The organism is Streptomyces sp. NPDC002125 (genome assembly GCF_053593715.1).
Genome location: NZ_JBSFDD010000007.1, coordinates 133,620 through 148,906 on the forward strand (window position 1 = coordinate 133,620; position 15,287 = coordinate 148,906).

Sequence of the window (15,287 nt, forward strand, 5' to 3'; positions counted from 1 at the left end):
GGATTCAACCCGTTCGAGTGGTGTAGCGGAACCGAACCCTCCGTTTGGGGTTATCAGTACGTTCCACAACGGGACGCTCCGAAAGGTGAAGCGTGATGAAGAAGATGATGGCCGGCGCCGCCGTTGCCGTGTCCCTGATCGGTCTGTCCGCCGCTGCGGCCCCCACGGCCATGGCGATCGGCAACGACCGCGGCACGACGACGAGCAACGGCAACGGCGCCGAGTCGGAGTTCGGCAACAGCGAGACCAGGGGCGACCAGAGCCCGCAGCTCAGCCTGGTCCAGGGCTCGCTGAACAAGCCCTGCATCGCCCTGCCGGTCAAGGCCAACGTGGGTTCGCTGATCGGTGCCATTCCGATCGCGGTCCAGGACGTCAACGTCCTGTCCAACCCGCAGAACCAGCAGTGCGCGGACAACTCCACCCAGGCCAAGGGGGACGAGCCGCTGTCGCACATCCTGAACGACATCCCGGTTCTCTCGGGCAACGGCGTCGGCAACAACTGACGTCGCTAGGCACCGCGGACACGACGATGCCCACCACTCCACGGGGGGTGGTGGGCATCGCCATGGGCCCGGACGGTCAGCCCAGGCTGCGCACGGGCAGGAGGCAGTGGGCCGAGGTCCCGATGACCTCCGGGTCGCCCACGAAGGCGCGCAGCTGCTCCTCGCCGACCGGCTGCCCGGGTACGGCGGCGGGCCACGGCCGGGTGGCGAACATCCCGTGCACCGTGCCCGCGTCGCGCGCGGCGGTCAGCCACTGGGGCGGAACGGTGTACTGCGCCTTGAAGTGCGGCAGCGTCAGCACGGCCTGCCCGGCCTGGACGAGAAGCTTCACCGGGAAGTTCGGCATCGACGTCGCGTCCAGCGTCTCGCCGCCCACCCGCAGTCCGCTGCGCTCCAGGGCCGTGTGCATGGCCTGCTCTCCGGCCTCGGGTCCGTCGGGTCCGTCGCCCAGTGAGTAGGCGAGCAGGAAGGCGGTCTCGGGTTCGCCGGGGTTGGAGCCACTCCACGCGATCAGGATCTGGGTGCCCAACTGGGCTGGTGAGTAAGGGAGGGTGGCGGAATTGGGTGAGGTCATGTCCGGCACCCTAACGGCCTGAGACCGGTCGATGTGCACACGTATCACCTGATCGTGGAGTATTTACCTCAAGTCAGGGCAAACCGCCTGGTCGTGCGCTCTCGCCGGAAAACCTGTTGACGTCGCGGGGAGCCCCCCGGCTACTGTGTGCGGAGTTCGAGGAGCCAGGAGGTGAGGACATTGATGACTGTCGTTGCGATGGGCGCTGCCCACACGAAGCGCATCACTCCCACCCCCGTGGCCACCGGCTGACTTCGACCTTCTCTCTCCGCGCCCGAACGCGCGTTGCCGGGGCCGCCCTTGTGAAGGGTCTCCCTTGTCTCTCCCCGTTCCTCCGCTTTCTTCTTCCACCTCGTCGCACCCGCTGACCCCGTACGGCTGGGACGACGACTGGGCCGCCGACTTCGCGCCGTACGCCGCGCAGGGACTCCTGCCGGGGCGGGTGGTCCGGGTGGACCGCGGGCAGTGCGACGTGGTCACCCCGCGCGGCACCCTCAGGGCGGACACCGCGTTCGTCGTGCCCCGCGACCCGATGCGGATCGTCTGCACCGGTGACTGGGTGGCCGTCGACCCCGACGGCGACCCGCAGTTCGTCCGTACGCTCCTGCCGCGGCGCACCGCCTTCGTCCGCTCGACGTCGTCGCAGCGCTCCGAGGGCCAGGTGCTCGCCACCAACATCGACCACATCGTCATCTGTGTATCGCTCGCCGTGGAGCTGGACCTCGGACGGCTGGAACGGTTCCTCGCGCTGGCCATGTCCAGCACCGCGGGGGCCGCTCTGCTCGGCGACGGGACACAGGCCGAGCGGTACGAGGCGCACACCGTCGTGCTGCTCACCAAGGCCGACCTCGTCCCGGACCCCGTCACCCTGTCCCATCTCGTCGAGGACATCGAGCGCGTCGCCCCCGGGGTGCAGGTGCTGCCCGTCAGCTCCGCCACCGGGGAGGGCGTCGACGTGTTCGGCGCGATCATCGGCGGCGGTACGAGTGTGCTGCTCGGGACCTCGGGGGCCGGGAAGTCGACCCTCGCCAACACGCTCCTCGGCCAGGACGTGATGGACGTGCGGGCCGCGCGTGACGTGGACGGCAAGGGCCGGCACACCACCACCACCCGCAACCTCCTCGTGCTGCCGGGCGGTGGCGTGCTCATCGACACCCCCGGGCTGCGCGGGGTCGGCCTCTTCGACGCGGAGGCGGGCGTCGGCCAGGTCTTCTCCGAGATCGAGGACCTCGCACAGCGGTGCCGCTTCCACGACTGCGCCCACGAGGCCGAGCCCGGCTGTGCCGTGCTCGGCGCGATCGAGGACGGGTCGCTGGCCGAGCGGCGCCTGGACAGCTACCGCAAGCTGCTCAGGGAGAACCACCGCATCGCGGCCAAGACCGATGCCCGGCTGCGCTCCGAGACCCTGCGTGAGTGGAAGCGCAGGGGCGCGGAGGGCAAGGCGGCCATGGAGCTGAAGCGGGGCCGCACCCGGTAAGGGGCGAAGCGGTACGGGAGTGCCGGGGCGGCAGCCGCCCCGGCACTCCCGTACCTCAGCCCCAGATGACCGCTCCCAGCCATGCCCCCACCACCAGCAGACAGCTGAACAGCTCCAGGAGCACCGAGTAGCCCGTCGCCCGCATCACGGACTTGAGCGAGGCCAGGCCGGCCGCCCGGCTGCCCAGACGAAGACGCTCGGCGCCGTAGACCGCGCCCACGTAACCCAGGATTCCGCCCACCACCGGGACCACGAAGAACCCGGCGATGGCCGCGAGCCCGCCCGCCATCAGTGTCTTGCGCGGCGCACCCGACTCATGGGGGCGCCGCGCGGGCATGAGGGCCTTCAGGGCCTGGTTCAGCAGCAGCAGACACGTCGAGCCGATCAGCACGGCCCAGGCGACCGGCGTCGGGTCCGTCAGCGCCCACCAGAGCACCGCCGCCCAGACGATCGCCTGCCCGGGGACGCCCGGCACCAGCACTCCCACCAGGCCGAGCAGCATCAGAGCCCCGACGGCGACGAGCTGCCACACACTCATTCGACCAGCGTGCCGGAGTCCGCGGGGTCCCGCCCGTCAGCGCGGGGCCCGACGGGCCCGGAGCGACGGCCGAGGGGGGTCAGCGTGGGGCGCGGGCCACCCATCCGCGTTCGTACGCGTGCCATCCCAGCTGTAGCCGGGTGGTCACCCCGGTGAGCTCCATGAGCCCCTTCACCCGCCGCTGCACGGTCCGCAGGCCCAGATCCAGCTGTTTCGCCACGCTCGCGTCCGTCAGACCGGCCAGCAGCAGCGAGAGGATCTCCAGATCGGTCGGATCGGGCCCCGGGCCGTTCTCCTCCCTGATGCCGTCCCCGCCCAGCCGCAGCGGCATCGCGTCCCGCCACACCGCCTCGAAGAGGCCCATCAGGGACTCCAGCAGCCCACTGGCATGGATGACCAGCGCCGCGGGTTCGGCCCCGCGGCCGGTCAGCGGCACCATGGCGAGCGACGCGTCGGCGACCACCAGCTTCGTCGGCACCCTGTCCACCACCCGGCACTGCTCGTCACGGCCCAGCGCCGCCGACAGCTCGACGATGCCGGACGGCAGCGACAGCACGTCCCGCTCGACGACCACGCGGTACGAGACGCCCCGCATGGCCGCCCGCTCCTCGGACTCGTTCTCCAGTCCGCTGACCGCGATCGGCTTCCCCGTGACCAGCGCGCAGACCTCCGTCGTGGCGCCCAGTTGCAGCTGGTGGAACCGGTGGGACACCGCGCTCGCCCCCGTCACCACCTCCACCAGGTCGTGCGCGGCGGGCTCGGCCGCCTCGGCCCTGTACTCCTCGGCGAGCAGCGCGGACGCCAGCTCCGCCTGTTCCAGCTCGTGGCGCTGCTGGGTGAGCAGCGCGCCCAGCGCGACCCCGGGCGGCGCGGCGACCCAGCGGTCCGCCCGTGACGAGGACTGGGCCACGAGCCCCTGCTGTTCCAGCCTGCGCAGGGCGCGTTCCGTGTCCGCCTCCGGCTGGGCCAGCCGTCTCGCGAGATCGGGGAGTTCCGCGGCCCCGGCCGCGACCAGCGCCCTGTAGGCCGCCTCCTGTCTCTCGTCGAGACCTATCGCTGACAGCATCCTCGGCCCTCCCCGGATCGGTTCTCGCACGTTCCCGCGCCCGTCGGGCGGGGTGCGACCTGGCGGGAACCGGCCACGGCGTAAACCCGCCGAGGTCATCATGCCCCGTGACACCGGCCCCTCTGACAGTCTGGCGGCACCGCAGTACCACCCGCCCCGCAGGCGGTGGGCTGATCTCACAGACCGGCCCGCCGGGCGACCTTCCCGTGGGGGGTGGGGACGCTCGGCGGGTCCCACTTCCGCGCCACTTTCGGGATGACCCGGTTTCGTACGCCCCGAGCGGTCGACAATATGGGCATGAGCCAGCAGGGGGAGAGGCCCGCCGCCCACGAGGACGAGTGGTGGCGCCGGCTGTACGACGAGACCGCGCCGGACACCGGCCCGAGCGGCGCGGCCGACAGTCTCGACGACCGTTTCGACTCGGCGTCGGTCGCCGTGGGCGAGGCGGAGGAGCACGGTGACCACCCGGTCACGGTGGTCCCCCTGCCCGACCCGCGCCTGCCGGATACGCAGGCCGCCGCGCCCCGGCCTCCGGGCCGCGCGCCGCAGCCGCCCGCGCCGGACCCGGAGGGAGCCCCGCCGGAGCCGCCCGGGCCTTCGAGTCCCCCGCGCACCGTCTCGTTCGGGCGTGCGCCCTGGGAGGCGCCCGACGGGCCGCCTCCCCGGCCGCAGACCTTCGCCGTACGGCCCCCGGCTCCGCCCCCGCCCCCCGAGGCGCCGGCCGAACCGCCCGCAGCCGCCCCATCGGAGCCCCCGGCACCGCCCGCGCGTCCCGTGGCCGGGCACATCGGGGACCGGCCGCCGACCTACGACGCGGAGCCCGTCGCCCTGCCCGCCTCGGGGCCCGACGACCTCGACGCGCTCGTCCCCGACACCGTCCTCGACGGCGCCCGCTACGGGACCTGCACCCTGCGGGCCGCCTCCGTGCGCGGGGACTCCGCGCGCTTTCGCGGCGAGCCCCGCCGCGACGCCCTGCTCACCGCGCGCTTCGGCGCCGGGGACGCGGCCCTGGTCCTGGTCGCCGTGGCCGGAGGAGCCCGGGGCGGGGAACAGGCCCACCTCGCCGCCGCCGACGCCTGTCGCTGGATCGGCGGATCGGTCGCCCGCAGCCACGCCCGGCTCTCCGACGACATACGGGCGGGACGCAGGGGCGACCTGAAATCGGGTCTGCACCGCCTCACCGACCGTACGTACGGCAAGCTGCGTGCCCGCGCCGCCGAGCTGGGCCTCGAACCCTCCGCCTACAGCGCGGGCCTGCGCTGCCTGCTGCTGTCCGCCGACCCGGAGTGCCGCACCCGGGTCTTCTTCGGCATCGGACCCGGCGGCCTCTTCCGGCTGCGCGACGGCGCCTGGCAGGACCTCGACCCGGAGCTCCCGGTGGCGGGCGGCGGGGCGAGCGAGGCGACCCCCGGCGGGGACCGGCTGACGATGGATCTGCAGATCGCCACGCCCCCGTCCCCGTACGCCGAGGACCCGCCGCGACCGCCCGCCGAGCCCTTCCGCTTCCGCGCCTCCGTCGCCCGGCCGGGGGACACGCTGCTGCTCTGCGGGAACGGCCTGGCCGAACCGATGCGCGGCGAGCCGGCGCTCGCGGAAGAACTGGCCCGGCGCTGGACGAGCGGGGGCCCGCCGGGGCTGGCCGCCTATCTGGCCGACACCCAGCTCCGGACCAAGGGGTACGCCGACGACCGCACCAGCGCGGCGGTCTGGGAGGCGTAACGGCGCGGGCCATGGGTTGATGGAGTGCGGGGGCAGCCGGAGGCAGAGAGGGTGCGCACCCATGGCCAAGCAGAACGTGTCGGAACAGTTCGTCGACATCCTCGTGCGGGCGGGGGTCAAGCGGCTGTACGGCGTTGTCGGCGACAGCCTCAACCCCGTGGTGGACGCGGTCCGGCGCAACTCCGCCGTCGAGTGGATCCAGGTCAGGCACGAGGAGACGGCCGCGTTCGCGGCGGGTGCCGAGGCGCAGATCACCGGCACCCTCGCCGCCTGCGCCGGGTCCTGCGGCCCCGGCAATCTCCACCTCATCAACGGCCTGTACGACGCCCACCGCTCGATGGCCCCGGTCCTCGCCCTCGCCTCGCACATCCCGTCGAGCGAGATCGGCCTCGGCTACTTCCAGGAGACCCATCCCGAGCTGCTCTTCCAGGAGTGCAGCCACTACAACGAGATGATCTCCAACCCGCAGCAGATGCCGCGTCTGCTCCAGACGGCGATCCAGCACGCGATCGGCCGAGGCGGCGTCAGCGTCGTGTCGATGCCGGGTGACATCGCCTCGCAGCCCGCCCCGGAGAAGTCGATCGAGCACGCGCTGGTCACCTCGCGGCCCTCGGTGAAGCCCGGCGACGAGGAGATCGAGAAGCTCTGCCGGATGATCGACGAGGCCAAACGGGTGACGCTGTTCTGCGGGAGCGGAACGGCGGGCGCCCACGCCGAGGTGATGGAGCTGGCCGAGCGGGTGAAGGCCCCGGTCGGCCACGCGCTGCGCGGCAAGGAGTGGATCCAGTACGACAACCCCTACGACGTCGGCATGAGCGGGCTGCTCGGCTACGGCGCCGCCTACGAGGCGACCAACGAGTGCGACCTGCTGATCCTGCTGGGCACCGACTTCCCGTACAACGCCTTCCTCCCCACCGATGTCCGGATCGTCCAGGTCGATGTGCGCCCCGAGCACCTGGGCCGCCGGTCCAAGCTCGACCTGGCGGTCTGGGGCGACGTACGCGAGACGCTGCGTGCCCTGACCCCGCGGGTGAAGGCCAAGACCGACCGGAAGTTCCTCGACCGGATGCTCAAGAAGCACGCCGACGCCCTGGAGGGCGTGGTCAAGGCCTACACCCGCAAGGTCGAGAAGCACGTCCCGATCCATCCGGAGTACGTCGCCTCGGTCCTGGACGAACTGGCCGACAAGGAGGCGGTGTTCACGGTGGACACCGGCATGTGCAATGTGTGGGCGGCCCGCTATCTCACGCCCAACGGCCGCCGCCGGGTGATCGGTTCGTTCAGCCACGGCTCGATGGCCAACGCGCTGCCGCAGGCGATCGGCGCCCAGTTCACCGACCGGAACCGCCAGGTCGTGTCGATGTCCGGCGACGGCGGATTCACCATGCTGATGGGTGACTTCCTCACGCTCGTCCAGTACAACCTGCCGGTGAAGGTCGTCCTCTTCAACAACTCCTCGCTCGGCATGGTCGAGCTGGAGATGCTGGTGGCCGGGCTGCCGTCGTTCGGCACGACCAACAAGAACCCCGACTTCGCCGCCATCGCCCGGGCCAGTGGGGCCTACGGCGTGCGTGTGGAGAAGCCCAAGCAGCTGGAGGGCGCGCTCAAGGACGCCTTCCGGCACAAGGGGCCCGCGCTCGTCGATGTGGTCACCGACCCGAACGCCCTCTCCATCCCGCCGAAGATCAGCGCCGACATGGTCACCGGCTTCGCGCTCTCCGCCAGCAAGATCGTCCTGGACGGCGGGGTCGGCAGGATGCTCCAGATGGCCCGCTCCAACCTCCGCAACGTGCCGCGTCCCTGAGAGGAAGACGAGCCGTACGCCCGGGAGTTCAGCCCAGGCGCAGGGTGCCGGGTGCCGTCCGTTCCGTGATGATCCCGACCAGCTGGTCGAAGAGCGTCGGGCCGCGCCCGGCCCGCGCCTCGGCCAGTTCCCGTTCCAGGCGGGCCCGGTTGGTGGGGTGCGCGCGGGGGAGCAGACGTTCCAGCCGGCGGGCGGTCTCCTCGTGCCCCAGGGCGCGGGCGGAGCGGGCGTGGTCGCGCCACTCGATGACGAACGAGCCGTCGTCCGGGGTGCCGAAACCGCCGCTCAGGCAGTCCGCGAAGGCGTCTAGACCGCGGCCGAAGTAGCCGCCGGGGCCGTTCACCGCCTCGCCGATCGCGTCCCAGAAGCTCTCCAGGCCGGTGATCCCCGAGCCGTCGATCACATAGGTCACGGTCATGCGTGGAGCGTACAAGCGCGGTCTCCAGGCCGCCGGTCCGAGGGTCCGCGCCGCAGGTGGGGGACTACGGCGCGGACCGGACCGGGGGGTGCGGATCAGCAGTCGTGGTCGACCAGGTCGAAGGACTCGTAGTGGTCCGCGGTGTAGTAGTCCTCCTCGACCGCCTCACCCGTCACGATCCGGCGGGCGCCCCGGTCCGAGGAGCCGGGCGTGATGACCGTGTACTCGTGGTAGTAGCCCGTTTTCTGGCTCGGCAGCAGAGCTTCCCGGTTCTGGAAGACGGTGCCGTCCTGGTCGTAGGGGAACGGCCCGCCCGACTCGATGAGGTCGAGCGTGTCATGGGCCTGGGACGGCAGCGCGGAGTAGCAGACGCTGCCGACGGCGGCGGCCGAGGGGAGGCTCGCCGCCGAGGCGGTGACCGGGCCGCCGACGAGGAGTACGGACAGGAGGGCGGCGACGCCGCCGAGCGTGGTGATCCGTGGGGGGATTCGCATGACCCCTATGATGACGCGCGTAGATCCCCATCCGTCAACGCCAACTCGTGTGAATTTTTCGGAAGTTAACCGTGAGTAGGAAGATGTAACGCCCCTGTCGTCCGGCCGGGGTTGCGTGGCCGTCCGTTCATATGTTGACGCCTGGAAAAGCGTGACGGCTCCCCGGTGGGGCATGCATTGCGTGTGAGCGTTCGAGACCTGACGGAACGGACCGGGACCGAAGGAGACCGATTCATCGTGCGTACGGGGGACATGACGATGCGGCAGGAGAGAACGCCGGTGCGACTGCACCGCAGACTCGGGCACACCGACCTGTCGGGTGTGGGGAACATACGCAGCGACCTGCGGGAGTTCCTGCGCCACCGGGGGCGCCCGGAGGAGACCGAGATCGCGGAGCTCCTCCTCAGCGAACTGGTGACGAACGCGCTGATCCACACGAGGAACGGCGCCGTGGTCACCGTGACCTCCGCACCCGCACGATTACGGGTGGAGGTGCGCGACTTCGTGGCGGGGCAGGAGCCCGCGCCGTACGTACCGAACGCCGACGACGGTACGCACGGCAGGGGACTGCTCCTCGTCCAGAGCCTGGCGGACTCCTGGGGAGTCACGACTCAGGCGCTGGGCAAGGTGGTCTGGTTCGAGCTGCACGGCAGGAGGCCCTGAGGCCCGGAGTCCTGGGATCGGGCCCGGGGCCCGGAGCCCGGAGGCTCAGCCGAACTGCTGCTCCAGATCCTTGAGTTTCTGCTCCAGCGAATCGAGCCGGGGCAGGGCCTGGGTGTCGTCCTCGGCGGTGAGGTCGACGGTCGCGGGGTCACCGCTCGTGGTCTGTCCCGAAGTGCTCCTGGAGTTCGAGCCGTTGACGGCTTGCAGGGATGGCCGAGGGCGAAGTGGCAGTTGTCCCGGCTCTGTTATGGCAGGCTCCGCGACGGCCGGAGGGCCGCCGCCCGATGCCGGGGCGATGGCCTGGACGTCCACCCGGCGATCGGTGCGGCCACCGCGCGTCCAGACGCGGTTCTGCCGGTTCAGGGCCTTGATGTGAGCCCGGTCCAGCTTGGCCTGGTCCTTCCGGCGGTGCCGGTCCTGTTCCTTCTCGCGGCGGTCCTCGCGTACCTCGTCCACAGCCTCGTCCAGGGTGCGTACGCCCTCCAGGAGCATCAGCGACCAGGCGCCGAAGGTCTCCCTGGGGGCACGCAGCCACCGGACGATGCGGATCTGCGGCAGCGGGCGGGGCACCAGGCCCTGCTCGCGCAGTGCCGCACGGCGGGTCTGCTTCAGCGCGCGGTCGAACAGCACGGCCGCCGAGAGCGACATCCCCGCGAAGAAGTGCGGGGCGCCCGCGTGGTCCATGCCGCGCGGCGCGTGCACCCAGTTGAACCAGGCGGCGGCGCCGGCGAACGTCCACACCAGCAGCCGGGAGCCCAGCGCGGCGTCGCCGTGGCTGGCCTCGCGCACCGCGAGCACCGAACAGAACATGGCGGCCCCGTCGAGGCCGAACGGCACGAGGTACTCCCAGCCCCCGGAGAGGCTGAGGTTCTGCCGGCCGAAGCCGACGAGCCCGTGGAAGGAGAGTGCGGCGGCAACCGCGGCGCAGCAGAACAGCAGGACGTAGGAGGCGGTGGCGTAGAGCGCCTCCTTGCGCCTGCGGCGCTCCTCGCTGCGTTCCCAGCTGTCGTCGGCCGCGGCCTTCTCAGCGGCGCGCCTGCCGCGCGCGACCACCGTCACCGCCGCCATGACTCCCACGAGCAGCACGGCGCCCGGAAGCAGCCAGTCAAGCGATATGTCGGTCAGTCTCATGCGCGGTCCCTTGCGTCACGTAGGGCGTTTCGGGCGCCATCGTGGCGGAAATACCGTGCCGCTCAGGGGGTTTCGGGGCAAGTGAACGCCATTGGGGTGACGGCGCTCATCGATGGGCGGAATCTTCTCGAACGCCCATGGGGGGAAGTCCAGTTGCGTTCGAATTCCGGTCGCCCGGCCGGGTGGTGTGAGCCGCCGCGAGGATCAGGCGGCGGCCAGCTTCCGGACACGGTCGGCGTCGCACGTGCGCGGGCAGGTGACACAGGTGTCCTCGGGGCGCAGCGTGTAGAACATGCAGCAGCTGGCCCGGTCGCGCGTCGGCAGCGATTCGCCGTCGGGGCCGGTCAGTTCGCGGAAGCCCGCGGTGCCGACGTACGGCTTGGTGGTGCCCGGGAGCAGGAGTTCGAGCTCCCTCATCGCCCGGTTCTCCTCGCCGAGCAGATGCGCGATGTACCAGAGGCCCTCGACGATCTCGTCCGTCGCCATGCCCCACAGGGCGCGCTTCCCGCGCCGCATGCGCGGCCGGAAACCGTCCAGCACCGGGCCGATGTGCTGCGCCACGGCGTCGAGGACCTCGGCCCGCAGCGCGGCCTCGTCGGGGACGACGCGGGCGCCCGGCAGCGTGGCCGCCGGGTCGTCCGGCAGGCAGGCGAACTCGCTCACCCGGAGGGCGAGACGGCCCAGGCCCCGGTGGAACGCCACGTCCGCCACGGGGACCCTCGGCACCCGGCGGTGGGTGAACCACGGCAGGGTCACCAGGAGGCAGGCGGGCCACGCGTAACGGTGGAGCCCGAAGCTCGCCACCACGTCCGGGCGGGCCCGCGTGCCGTAGTCCCGCAGCACCTGCGCCTCGTCCCAGGCCAGGAAGTCGTCCAGCTCCGCGCCGCCCGCGGCGAGCTCCGCGGCGCCGACCCACCCGGCGCCCGAGGGCGCGGCGGTGCCATCGGCGAGCACCTCGGCGCGCAGGCCGGGGAAGACCTCGGCCAGACGCGCGTACGCCGCCGTCAGCGGGGACGGGGCGGTGGCGGCGAGCAGAGCGGGCACGGTCATACGGGGACCACCGAATCACGATCTTTTGCAGGTAAGCCTTACCTTACCCGAAGTGATCGGTGTTTGAACTGAGGCCCGCTCCGCCTATCGTGCACAAGGGGCCCGGCGCACGCGAGTCGGCCCGCCAGTGCGAGGAGGTTCCGGTGGAGCAGGGCAGAGCGCGTGAGACCGCGCGGCCGTACGCGTCCGCGGGCACCCCGTCCGACATCCGCGTGCCCGAACAGGCGCGCGGCGAGCACACCCACTGCGAGCCGCCCGCGCCGCGGGTGGTCCAGCGGCACTCCGTGCGCGGCCAGATCCTCGACGCCCTGCGCGCCGCGCTCGTCGGCGGCGAGCTGGCCCCGGGACAGGTCTACTCCGCCCCGGCGCTCGGCGCCCGCTTCGGGGTGTCCGCGACGCCGGTGCGCGAGGCGATGCAGCAGCTGGCCGCCGAGGGCGCCGTCGAGACCGTGCCGAACAGGGGCTTCCGGATCAGCGAGCGGGCACCCCGGGAGCTGGCGGAGCTCGCCGAGGTGCGGGCCCTGCTCGAGATCCCCGTCATGCTGCGGCTCGCCAGGACCGTCCCGGCGGCCGGCTGGTGCGCGCTGCGCCCGCTGGCCGACGCCACCGTCGCGGCCGCGGCGGTGGGCGACCGGGCGGGGTACGCGGAGAGCGACCGCGCCTTCCACCGTGCCGTCCTCGCGCTCTCCGGCAACCAGCAGCTCGTGGCGGTCGCCGACGAGCTTCACCGCCGCTCCCAGTGGCCGCCGGCCGGCGGCCCGGGAAGCGGCGGCGCGGACCTGCTCGCCGACGCCTCGCAGCACACCGCCCTGCTGGACGCGCTGATCGCCCGGGACCTCACGGTGGCCCAGACCCTCGTGCGCGAGCACTTCGACGCCGCTGAGGCCTGAGCGCTCCCCGCGCCCCCGCCCCGGTCAGTTCGCCTCGGCCGTCCCCGGGTCCGGCGGCTCCAGCCGGGGAGCGAGCCAGGTCGGTACGCCGCCGAGCAGCCGGAACAGCCGTCCCGCCTCCGCGCGCAGCCGGGCCGCCGCCTCGGGCTCCGTCTCGGCGTCCGCGAGCGAGATGAGCGCCGGCGCCGTACCGACGAGATAGCCGAGCTCCTCCCTTATCCGCAGCGACTCGGCGAAGCCGTGCCGGGCCTCGGCGACCTCGCCCTCGCGCAGGGCGAGCGAGGCGAGATGGCGCCAGGTGAACGAGAGCAGCAGCTCGTCACCCCGGGCGGTGGCCCCGGCGTGCGCCCTGCGGTAGGCGGCGCGGGCGGACTGCGGGGAATCGGCGATGTTCTGGGCGATCAGGCCCCGGCGGAAGTCCAGCAGCGGGCGGCCGGGAGCCGAGGGGGAGAGCAGGGCCGCGGCCCTGCTGAGGGCCACGCTCGCCTCGTCCGCCCGGTCGCGCGCCCCGAGCAGGGTGGAGGCGTACGCGAGATAGCCGCGCTCGCACGCGGCGGCCCCGCGCTCGGAGTCGTCGTGGGCGAGCGCCTCGGCGGTGCGCAGCGCGTCCTCGGCGTCGGTCCAGCCGGCGCCGGTGTACAGGCACCGTTCCGTCAGCAGCGAGGTCCGCTGGAGGGCTGCGGCGTGGTCGGTGGCCGCGTGCGGTTCGAGCAGCGCTGCGGCGTCCGTCCAGCAGGCGCGTGAGCGCAGCCGCCATACCGCGGTCTGGAGCGGAGGATCGTCATCTTCTGTCGTTCCGGAACCAGACATGGCGGTATGCGCCACGTTGCCCTCCCCGAGCGCGCCATCGAGCTGTGGAGGCCGATCTGCGAGTGACGGTCGGCCTGGGTCTGCGCGCATCTCAGCACGGAATGGCACGCCGGGCCAAGGGGTCGGATCGATGTCAGGTGAAAGATTTCACAATCACCTGGAACCCGGGGGTGGCGCGGGAGTCCCGGGAAATCAGCTCATGCGCAGGGCCAGGAAGAAGTCGAGCTTGTCCTCCAGCCGCGAAAGGTCACGCCCCGTCAACTGCTCGATACGTCCGACGCGGTAGCGCAGTGTGTTGACGTGCAGGTGCAGCCGGGCCGCGCAGCGGGTCCAGGAGCCGTCGCAGTCCAGGAACGCCTCGAGCGTCTCGATCAGCTCCGCGCGGTGCCGCCGGTCGTACTCCCGCAGCGGGTCGAGGAGCCGCGCGGTGAAGGCGCGGCGCACATCGTCCGGGACGAAGGGCAGCAGCAGGACGTGCGAGGCGAGCTCGTGGTGCCCGGCGGCGCAGACCGGTCCGGGCCGGGCGGCGGCCACCCGCCGGGCGTGCCGCGCCTCCTCCAGCGCGCCCCGGAGCCCCTCGGCGGAATGCACGGCGGCGCTGACACCCAGTGTCAGGCGGCCGTCGTCCGCGAGGCCCGCGGAGAGCGGCGCGCGGACGCTGTCGAGCAGGGCGTCGGCGTGCAGCGCGGCGTCCTGCCGCTCCGCCGCACCGGCGTCCTCCCCGGCTCCGGCGCGCTCCGGCGCGTCCGCGTCGGCGGAGTCCGCCGGGGGGAGCGCGCTCAGCGGCACGAGGGCGACCGCCTCCTCGCCCGTGTGCGCCACGGCGATACGGTCGGCCGATTCCGGGCCCGTCACCGCGGGGTCGACCAGGATCTCCTCCAGCAGCGCCTGCGCGGCCCGGCCGCCCGGGAGACCCGCGGACTCCCCGGTCCACTCGACCCGGGCCACCACGACCTGCCAGTGCGGGGCCGTGCCCAGGCCGGGCAGCAGGACCGGGGCGGCCACCCGCAGTCTCGCCGAGATCTCGGCCGGGGCCGCGCCCGACTGGACCAGCTCCAGCACCTCCTGGGCGAGCCTGCGGCGCACGGCACGGGCCGCGTCCCGGCGGTCCCGCTCGACCGCGATCAGCTGGGTGACGCCCTGGAGCAGGTCCAGCCGGGCGGCGGGCCAGTCGCCCGCGTCCGCCGCCACGGCCAGCAGCCAGTCCGAGAGCACGGACTCGCGTGTCTCGCGGTCCGGGGCGGGCACGGCGGCCCTGCCGGTGTGGCGCACCGGGAACAGCGAATAGGCCGTGCCGTCCACCTCCGCCCGGTGCGGGCCGGGCCGGCCGGAGCGGGTCGCCGCGAGATGCTGCCCGGCCAGCTCCGCGCCGACCCGAGGGGGCAGGGGCTCGCCGGCCCCGGCGATCTGCCGGCCCGTGGGGGACAGGACCCAGGCCCGCAGGTCCAGGTCGGAGGTCAGCAGGTCGAGGACCACCTCGGGGCCGCCGCCCGCAGGGCCCGAGGTCATCAGCCTGCGGTGGCGGTCGACGACGGCGGCGAGGTCGCCCGCCCGCTCGCCGGACACCTGGCGCACCACATGTTCGGTGATCGTCGCGAACGCCACGGTCTCGTCGACCGCGAAGAGCGGGAGCCGGTGCCGCAGACACGCCTCGATCATGTCGTCGGGGACGGCCCCGAGCTCCGCCTCACCCGCGGCCAGCCCGGCGACCCCGGCGTTCGCCAGGATCCGGACGAAGGGTTCCGAGTCCGACGCGTCCCGGCGCCAGGCCAGCCCCGTGAGGACCAGCTCCCCGCCGGAGAGGTACCGGCTGGGATCGCGCAGGTCGGTCGTCATCACGCCCCGGACCGGCCGGTCCAGCTCGTCCTCGCCGCCGAGCAGCCGCAGACCCAGCGCCTCGGTGTCCAGCAGTGCGCGCAGCCGCATCGTCGATTGCCGCCGATCTTTTCGTTGGTGAGGGGGCGGCGGAGGTCACCTGTGAATTGCGGTGAGGTTACCGCTGTCCGCCATTCGTTCGAATCTACAAGACAGTGAGGGGGACCAGCCAATTCCTTCATGGTTTCGGTGACTGCACCGAGTGGAGCAAGGCTTGTGTACTGGGCCACACACCGCGTGAAACAACACAGGAACGGCCCCCGTCGAAGGCGGGC

Annotated in this window: 15 protein-coding genes; 6 read left to right on the forward strand and 9 right to left on the reverse strand. The window is 72.6% G+C overall.

Going from position 1 to position 15,287, the window contains the following annotated elements; translation table 11 throughout:
- The first annotated feature begins 95 nt into the window (after positions 1-95).
- Complete coding sequence (locus tag ACWCQM_RS14810) at positions 96-503, forward strand: rodlin (protein ID WP_450915681.1); 408 nt, start codon at positions 96-98, stop codon at positions 501-503.
- Positions 504-579: 76 nt separating this feature from the next.
- On the opposite strand, the gene ACWCQM_RS14815 is transcribed toward ACWCQM_RS14810, so the two are convergent.
- Complete coding sequence (locus ACWCQM_RS14815; protein ID WP_450915682.1) at positions 580-1,077, reverse strand: DUF5949 family protein; 498 nt, start codon at positions 1,075-1,077, stop codon at positions 580-582.
- A gap of 316 nt (positions 1,078-1,393) precedes the next feature.
- Between ACWCQM_RS14815 and rsgA the strand changes: the two genes are divergently transcribed.
- Positions 1,394-2,554 (forward strand): ribosome small subunit-dependent GTPase A, encoded by a 1,161-nt coding sequence (gene rsgA / locus ACWCQM_RS14820; protein ID WP_450915683.1) that lies wholly within the window; start codon positions 1,394-1,396, stop codon positions 2,552-2,554.
- A gap of 55 nt (positions 2,555-2,609) precedes the next feature.
- On the opposite strand, the gene ACWCQM_RS14825 is transcribed toward rsgA, so the two are convergent.
- Together ACWCQM_RS14825 and ACWCQM_RS14830 are read right to left on the reverse strand one after the other, a co-directional pair.
- Complete coding sequence (locus tag ACWCQM_RS14825; protein ID WP_450915684.1) at positions 2,610-3,092, reverse strand: DUF456 domain-containing protein; 483 nt, start codon at positions 3,090-3,092, stop codon at positions 2,610-2,612.
- A gap of 79 nt (positions 3,093-3,171) precedes the next feature.
- The gene (locus ACWCQM_RS14830; protein ID WP_450915685.1) at positions 3,172-4,158 is read right to left on the reverse strand and encodes a helix-turn-helix domain-containing protein; all 987 of its coding nucleotides are present in this window, start codon (positions 4,156-4,158) and stop codon (positions 3,172-3,174) included.
- A 297-nt stretch (positions 4,159-4,455) separates the two neighbouring features.
- Between ACWCQM_RS14830 and ACWCQM_RS14835 the strand changes: the two genes are divergently transcribed.
- Together ACWCQM_RS14835 and ACWCQM_RS14840 are read left to right on the forward strand one after the other, a co-directional pair.
- Entirely contained in the window at positions 4,456-5,877 is a 1,422-nt protein-coding gene (locus tag ACWCQM_RS14835; protein WP_450915686.1) for a protein phosphatase 2C domain-containing protein, read from the forward strand.
- A gap of 61 nt (positions 5,878-5,938) precedes the next feature.
- Complete coding sequence (locus ACWCQM_RS14840) at positions 5,939-7,681, forward strand: pyruvate dehydrogenase (protein ID WP_450915687.1); 1,743 nt, start codon at positions 5,939-5,941, stop codon at positions 7,679-7,681.
- Positions 7,682-7,709: 28 nt separating this feature from the next.
- On the opposite strand, the gene ACWCQM_RS14845 is transcribed toward ACWCQM_RS14840, so the two are convergent.
- On the reverse strand, positions 7,710-8,099 hold the full coding sequence (locus ACWCQM_RS14845) for a barstar family protein (RefSeq protein ID WP_450915688.1): 390 nt from the start codon (positions 8,097-8,099) through the stop codon (positions 7,710-7,712).
- Between the two features lie 95 nt (positions 8,100-8,194).
- Positions 8,195-8,593: a ribonuclease domain-containing protein gene (locus ACWCQM_RS14850; protein WP_450915689.1), complete on the reverse strand. Its 399-nt coding sequence runs from the start codon at positions 8,591-8,593 to the stop codon at positions 8,195-8,197.
- A 252-nt stretch (positions 8,594-8,845) separates the two neighbouring features.
- On the opposite strand from ACWCQM_RS14850, the gene ACWCQM_RS14855 reads away from it, so the two are divergent.
- On the forward strand, positions 8,846-9,256 hold the full coding sequence (locus ACWCQM_RS14855) for an ATP-binding protein (protein WP_450915869.1): 411 nt from the start codon (positions 8,846-8,848) through the stop codon (positions 9,254-9,256).
- A 45-nt stretch (positions 9,257-9,301) separates the two neighbouring features.
- On the opposite strand, the gene ACWCQM_RS14860 is transcribed toward ACWCQM_RS14855, so the two are convergent.
- Positions 9,302-10,387, reverse strand: a complete 1,086-nt coding sequence (locus ACWCQM_RS14860) for a DUF2637 domain-containing protein (RefSeq protein WP_450915690.1) — start codon at positions 10,385-10,387, stop codon at positions 9,302-9,304.
- Between the two features lie 204 nt (positions 10,388-10,591).
- Complete coding sequence (locus tag ACWCQM_RS14865) at positions 10,592-11,437, reverse strand: (2Fe-2S)-binding protein (protein ID WP_450915691.1); 846 nt, start codon at positions 11,435-11,437, stop codon at positions 10,592-10,594.
- Positions 11,438-11,580: 143 nt separating this feature from the next.
- Here ACWCQM_RS14865 and ACWCQM_RS14870 point away from each other — a divergent pair, with 143 nt between their 5' ends.
- On the forward strand, positions 11,581-12,327 hold the full coding sequence (locus tag ACWCQM_RS14870; protein WP_450915692.1) for a GntR family transcriptional regulator: 747 nt from the start codon (positions 11,581-11,583) through the stop codon (positions 12,325-12,327).
- Between the two features lie 24 nt (positions 12,328-12,351).
- Here ACWCQM_RS14870 and ACWCQM_RS14875 read toward each other — a convergent pair whose 3' ends face one another.
- Both ACWCQM_RS14875 and ACWCQM_RS14880 read right to left on the reverse strand, forming a co-directional pair.
- On the reverse strand, positions 12,352-13,137 hold the full coding sequence (locus ACWCQM_RS14875; protein ID WP_450915693.1) for a hypothetical protein: 786 nt from the start codon (positions 13,135-13,137) through the stop codon (positions 12,352-12,354).
- A 192-nt stretch (positions 13,138-13,329) separates the two neighbouring features.
- Positions 13,330-15,063: a PucR family transcriptional regulator gene (locus ACWCQM_RS14880; RefSeq protein WP_450915694.1), complete on the reverse strand. Its 1,734-nt coding sequence runs from the start codon at positions 15,061-15,063 to the stop codon at positions 13,330-13,332.
- Positions 15,064-15,287 lie beyond the last annotated feature (224 nt).

Excerpts from the sequence above, each read along its gene's own strand:
- ACWCQM_RS14810 (WP_450915681.1), top strand. The coding sequence starts at position 96 with ATGAAGAAGATGATGGCCGGCGCCGCCGTTGCCGTGTCCCTGATCGGT.
- ACWCQM_RS14815 (WP_450915682.1), bottom strand. The coding sequence starts at position 1,077 with ATGACCTCACCCAATTCCGCCACCCTCCCTTACTCACCAGCCCAGTTG.
- ACWCQM_RS14825 (WP_450915684.1), bottom strand. The coding sequence starts at position 3,092 with ATGAGTGTGTGGCAGCTCGTCGCCGTCGGGGCTCTGATGCTGCTCGGC.
- ACWCQM_RS14830 (WP_450915685.1), bottom strand. The coding sequence starts at position 4,158 with ATGCTGTCAGCGATAGGTCTCGACGAGAGACAGGAGGCGGCCTACAGG.
- ACWCQM_RS14835 (WP_450915686.1), top strand. The coding sequence starts at position 4,456 with ATGAGCCAGCAGGGGGAGAGGCCCGCCGCCCACGAGGACGAGTGGTGG.
- ACWCQM_RS14840 (WP_450915687.1), top strand. The coding sequence starts at position 5,939 with ATGGCCAAGCAGAACGTGTCGGAACAGTTCGTCGACATCCTCGTGCGG.
- ACWCQM_RS14845 (WP_450915688.1), bottom strand. The coding sequence starts at position 8,099 with ATGACCGTGACCTATGTGATCGACGGCTCGGGGATCACCGGCCTGGAG.
- ACWCQM_RS14850 (WP_450915689.1), bottom strand. The coding sequence starts at position 8,593 with ATGCGAATCCCCCCACGGATCACCACGCTCGGCGGCGTCGCCGCCCTC.
- ACWCQM_RS14855 (WP_450915869.1), top strand. The coding sequence starts at position 8,846 with ATGACGATGCGGCAGGAGAGAACGCCGGTGCGACTGCACCGCAGACTC.
- ACWCQM_RS14860 (WP_450915690.1), bottom strand. The coding sequence starts at position 10,387 with ATGAGACTGACCGACATATCGCTTGACTGGCTGCTTCCGGGCGCCGTG.
- ACWCQM_RS14865 (WP_450915691.1), bottom strand. The coding sequence starts at position 11,437 with ATGACCGTGCCCGCTCTGCTCGCCGCCACCGCCCCGTCCCCGCTGACG.
- ACWCQM_RS14875 (WP_450915693.1), bottom strand. The coding sequence starts at position 13,137 with ATGTCTGGTTCCGGAACGACAGAAGATGACGATCCTCCGCTCCAGACC.
- ACWCQM_RS14880 (WP_450915694.1), bottom strand. The coding sequence starts at position 15,063 with ATGCGGCTGCGCGCACTGCTGGACACCGAGGCGCTGGGTCTGCGGCTG.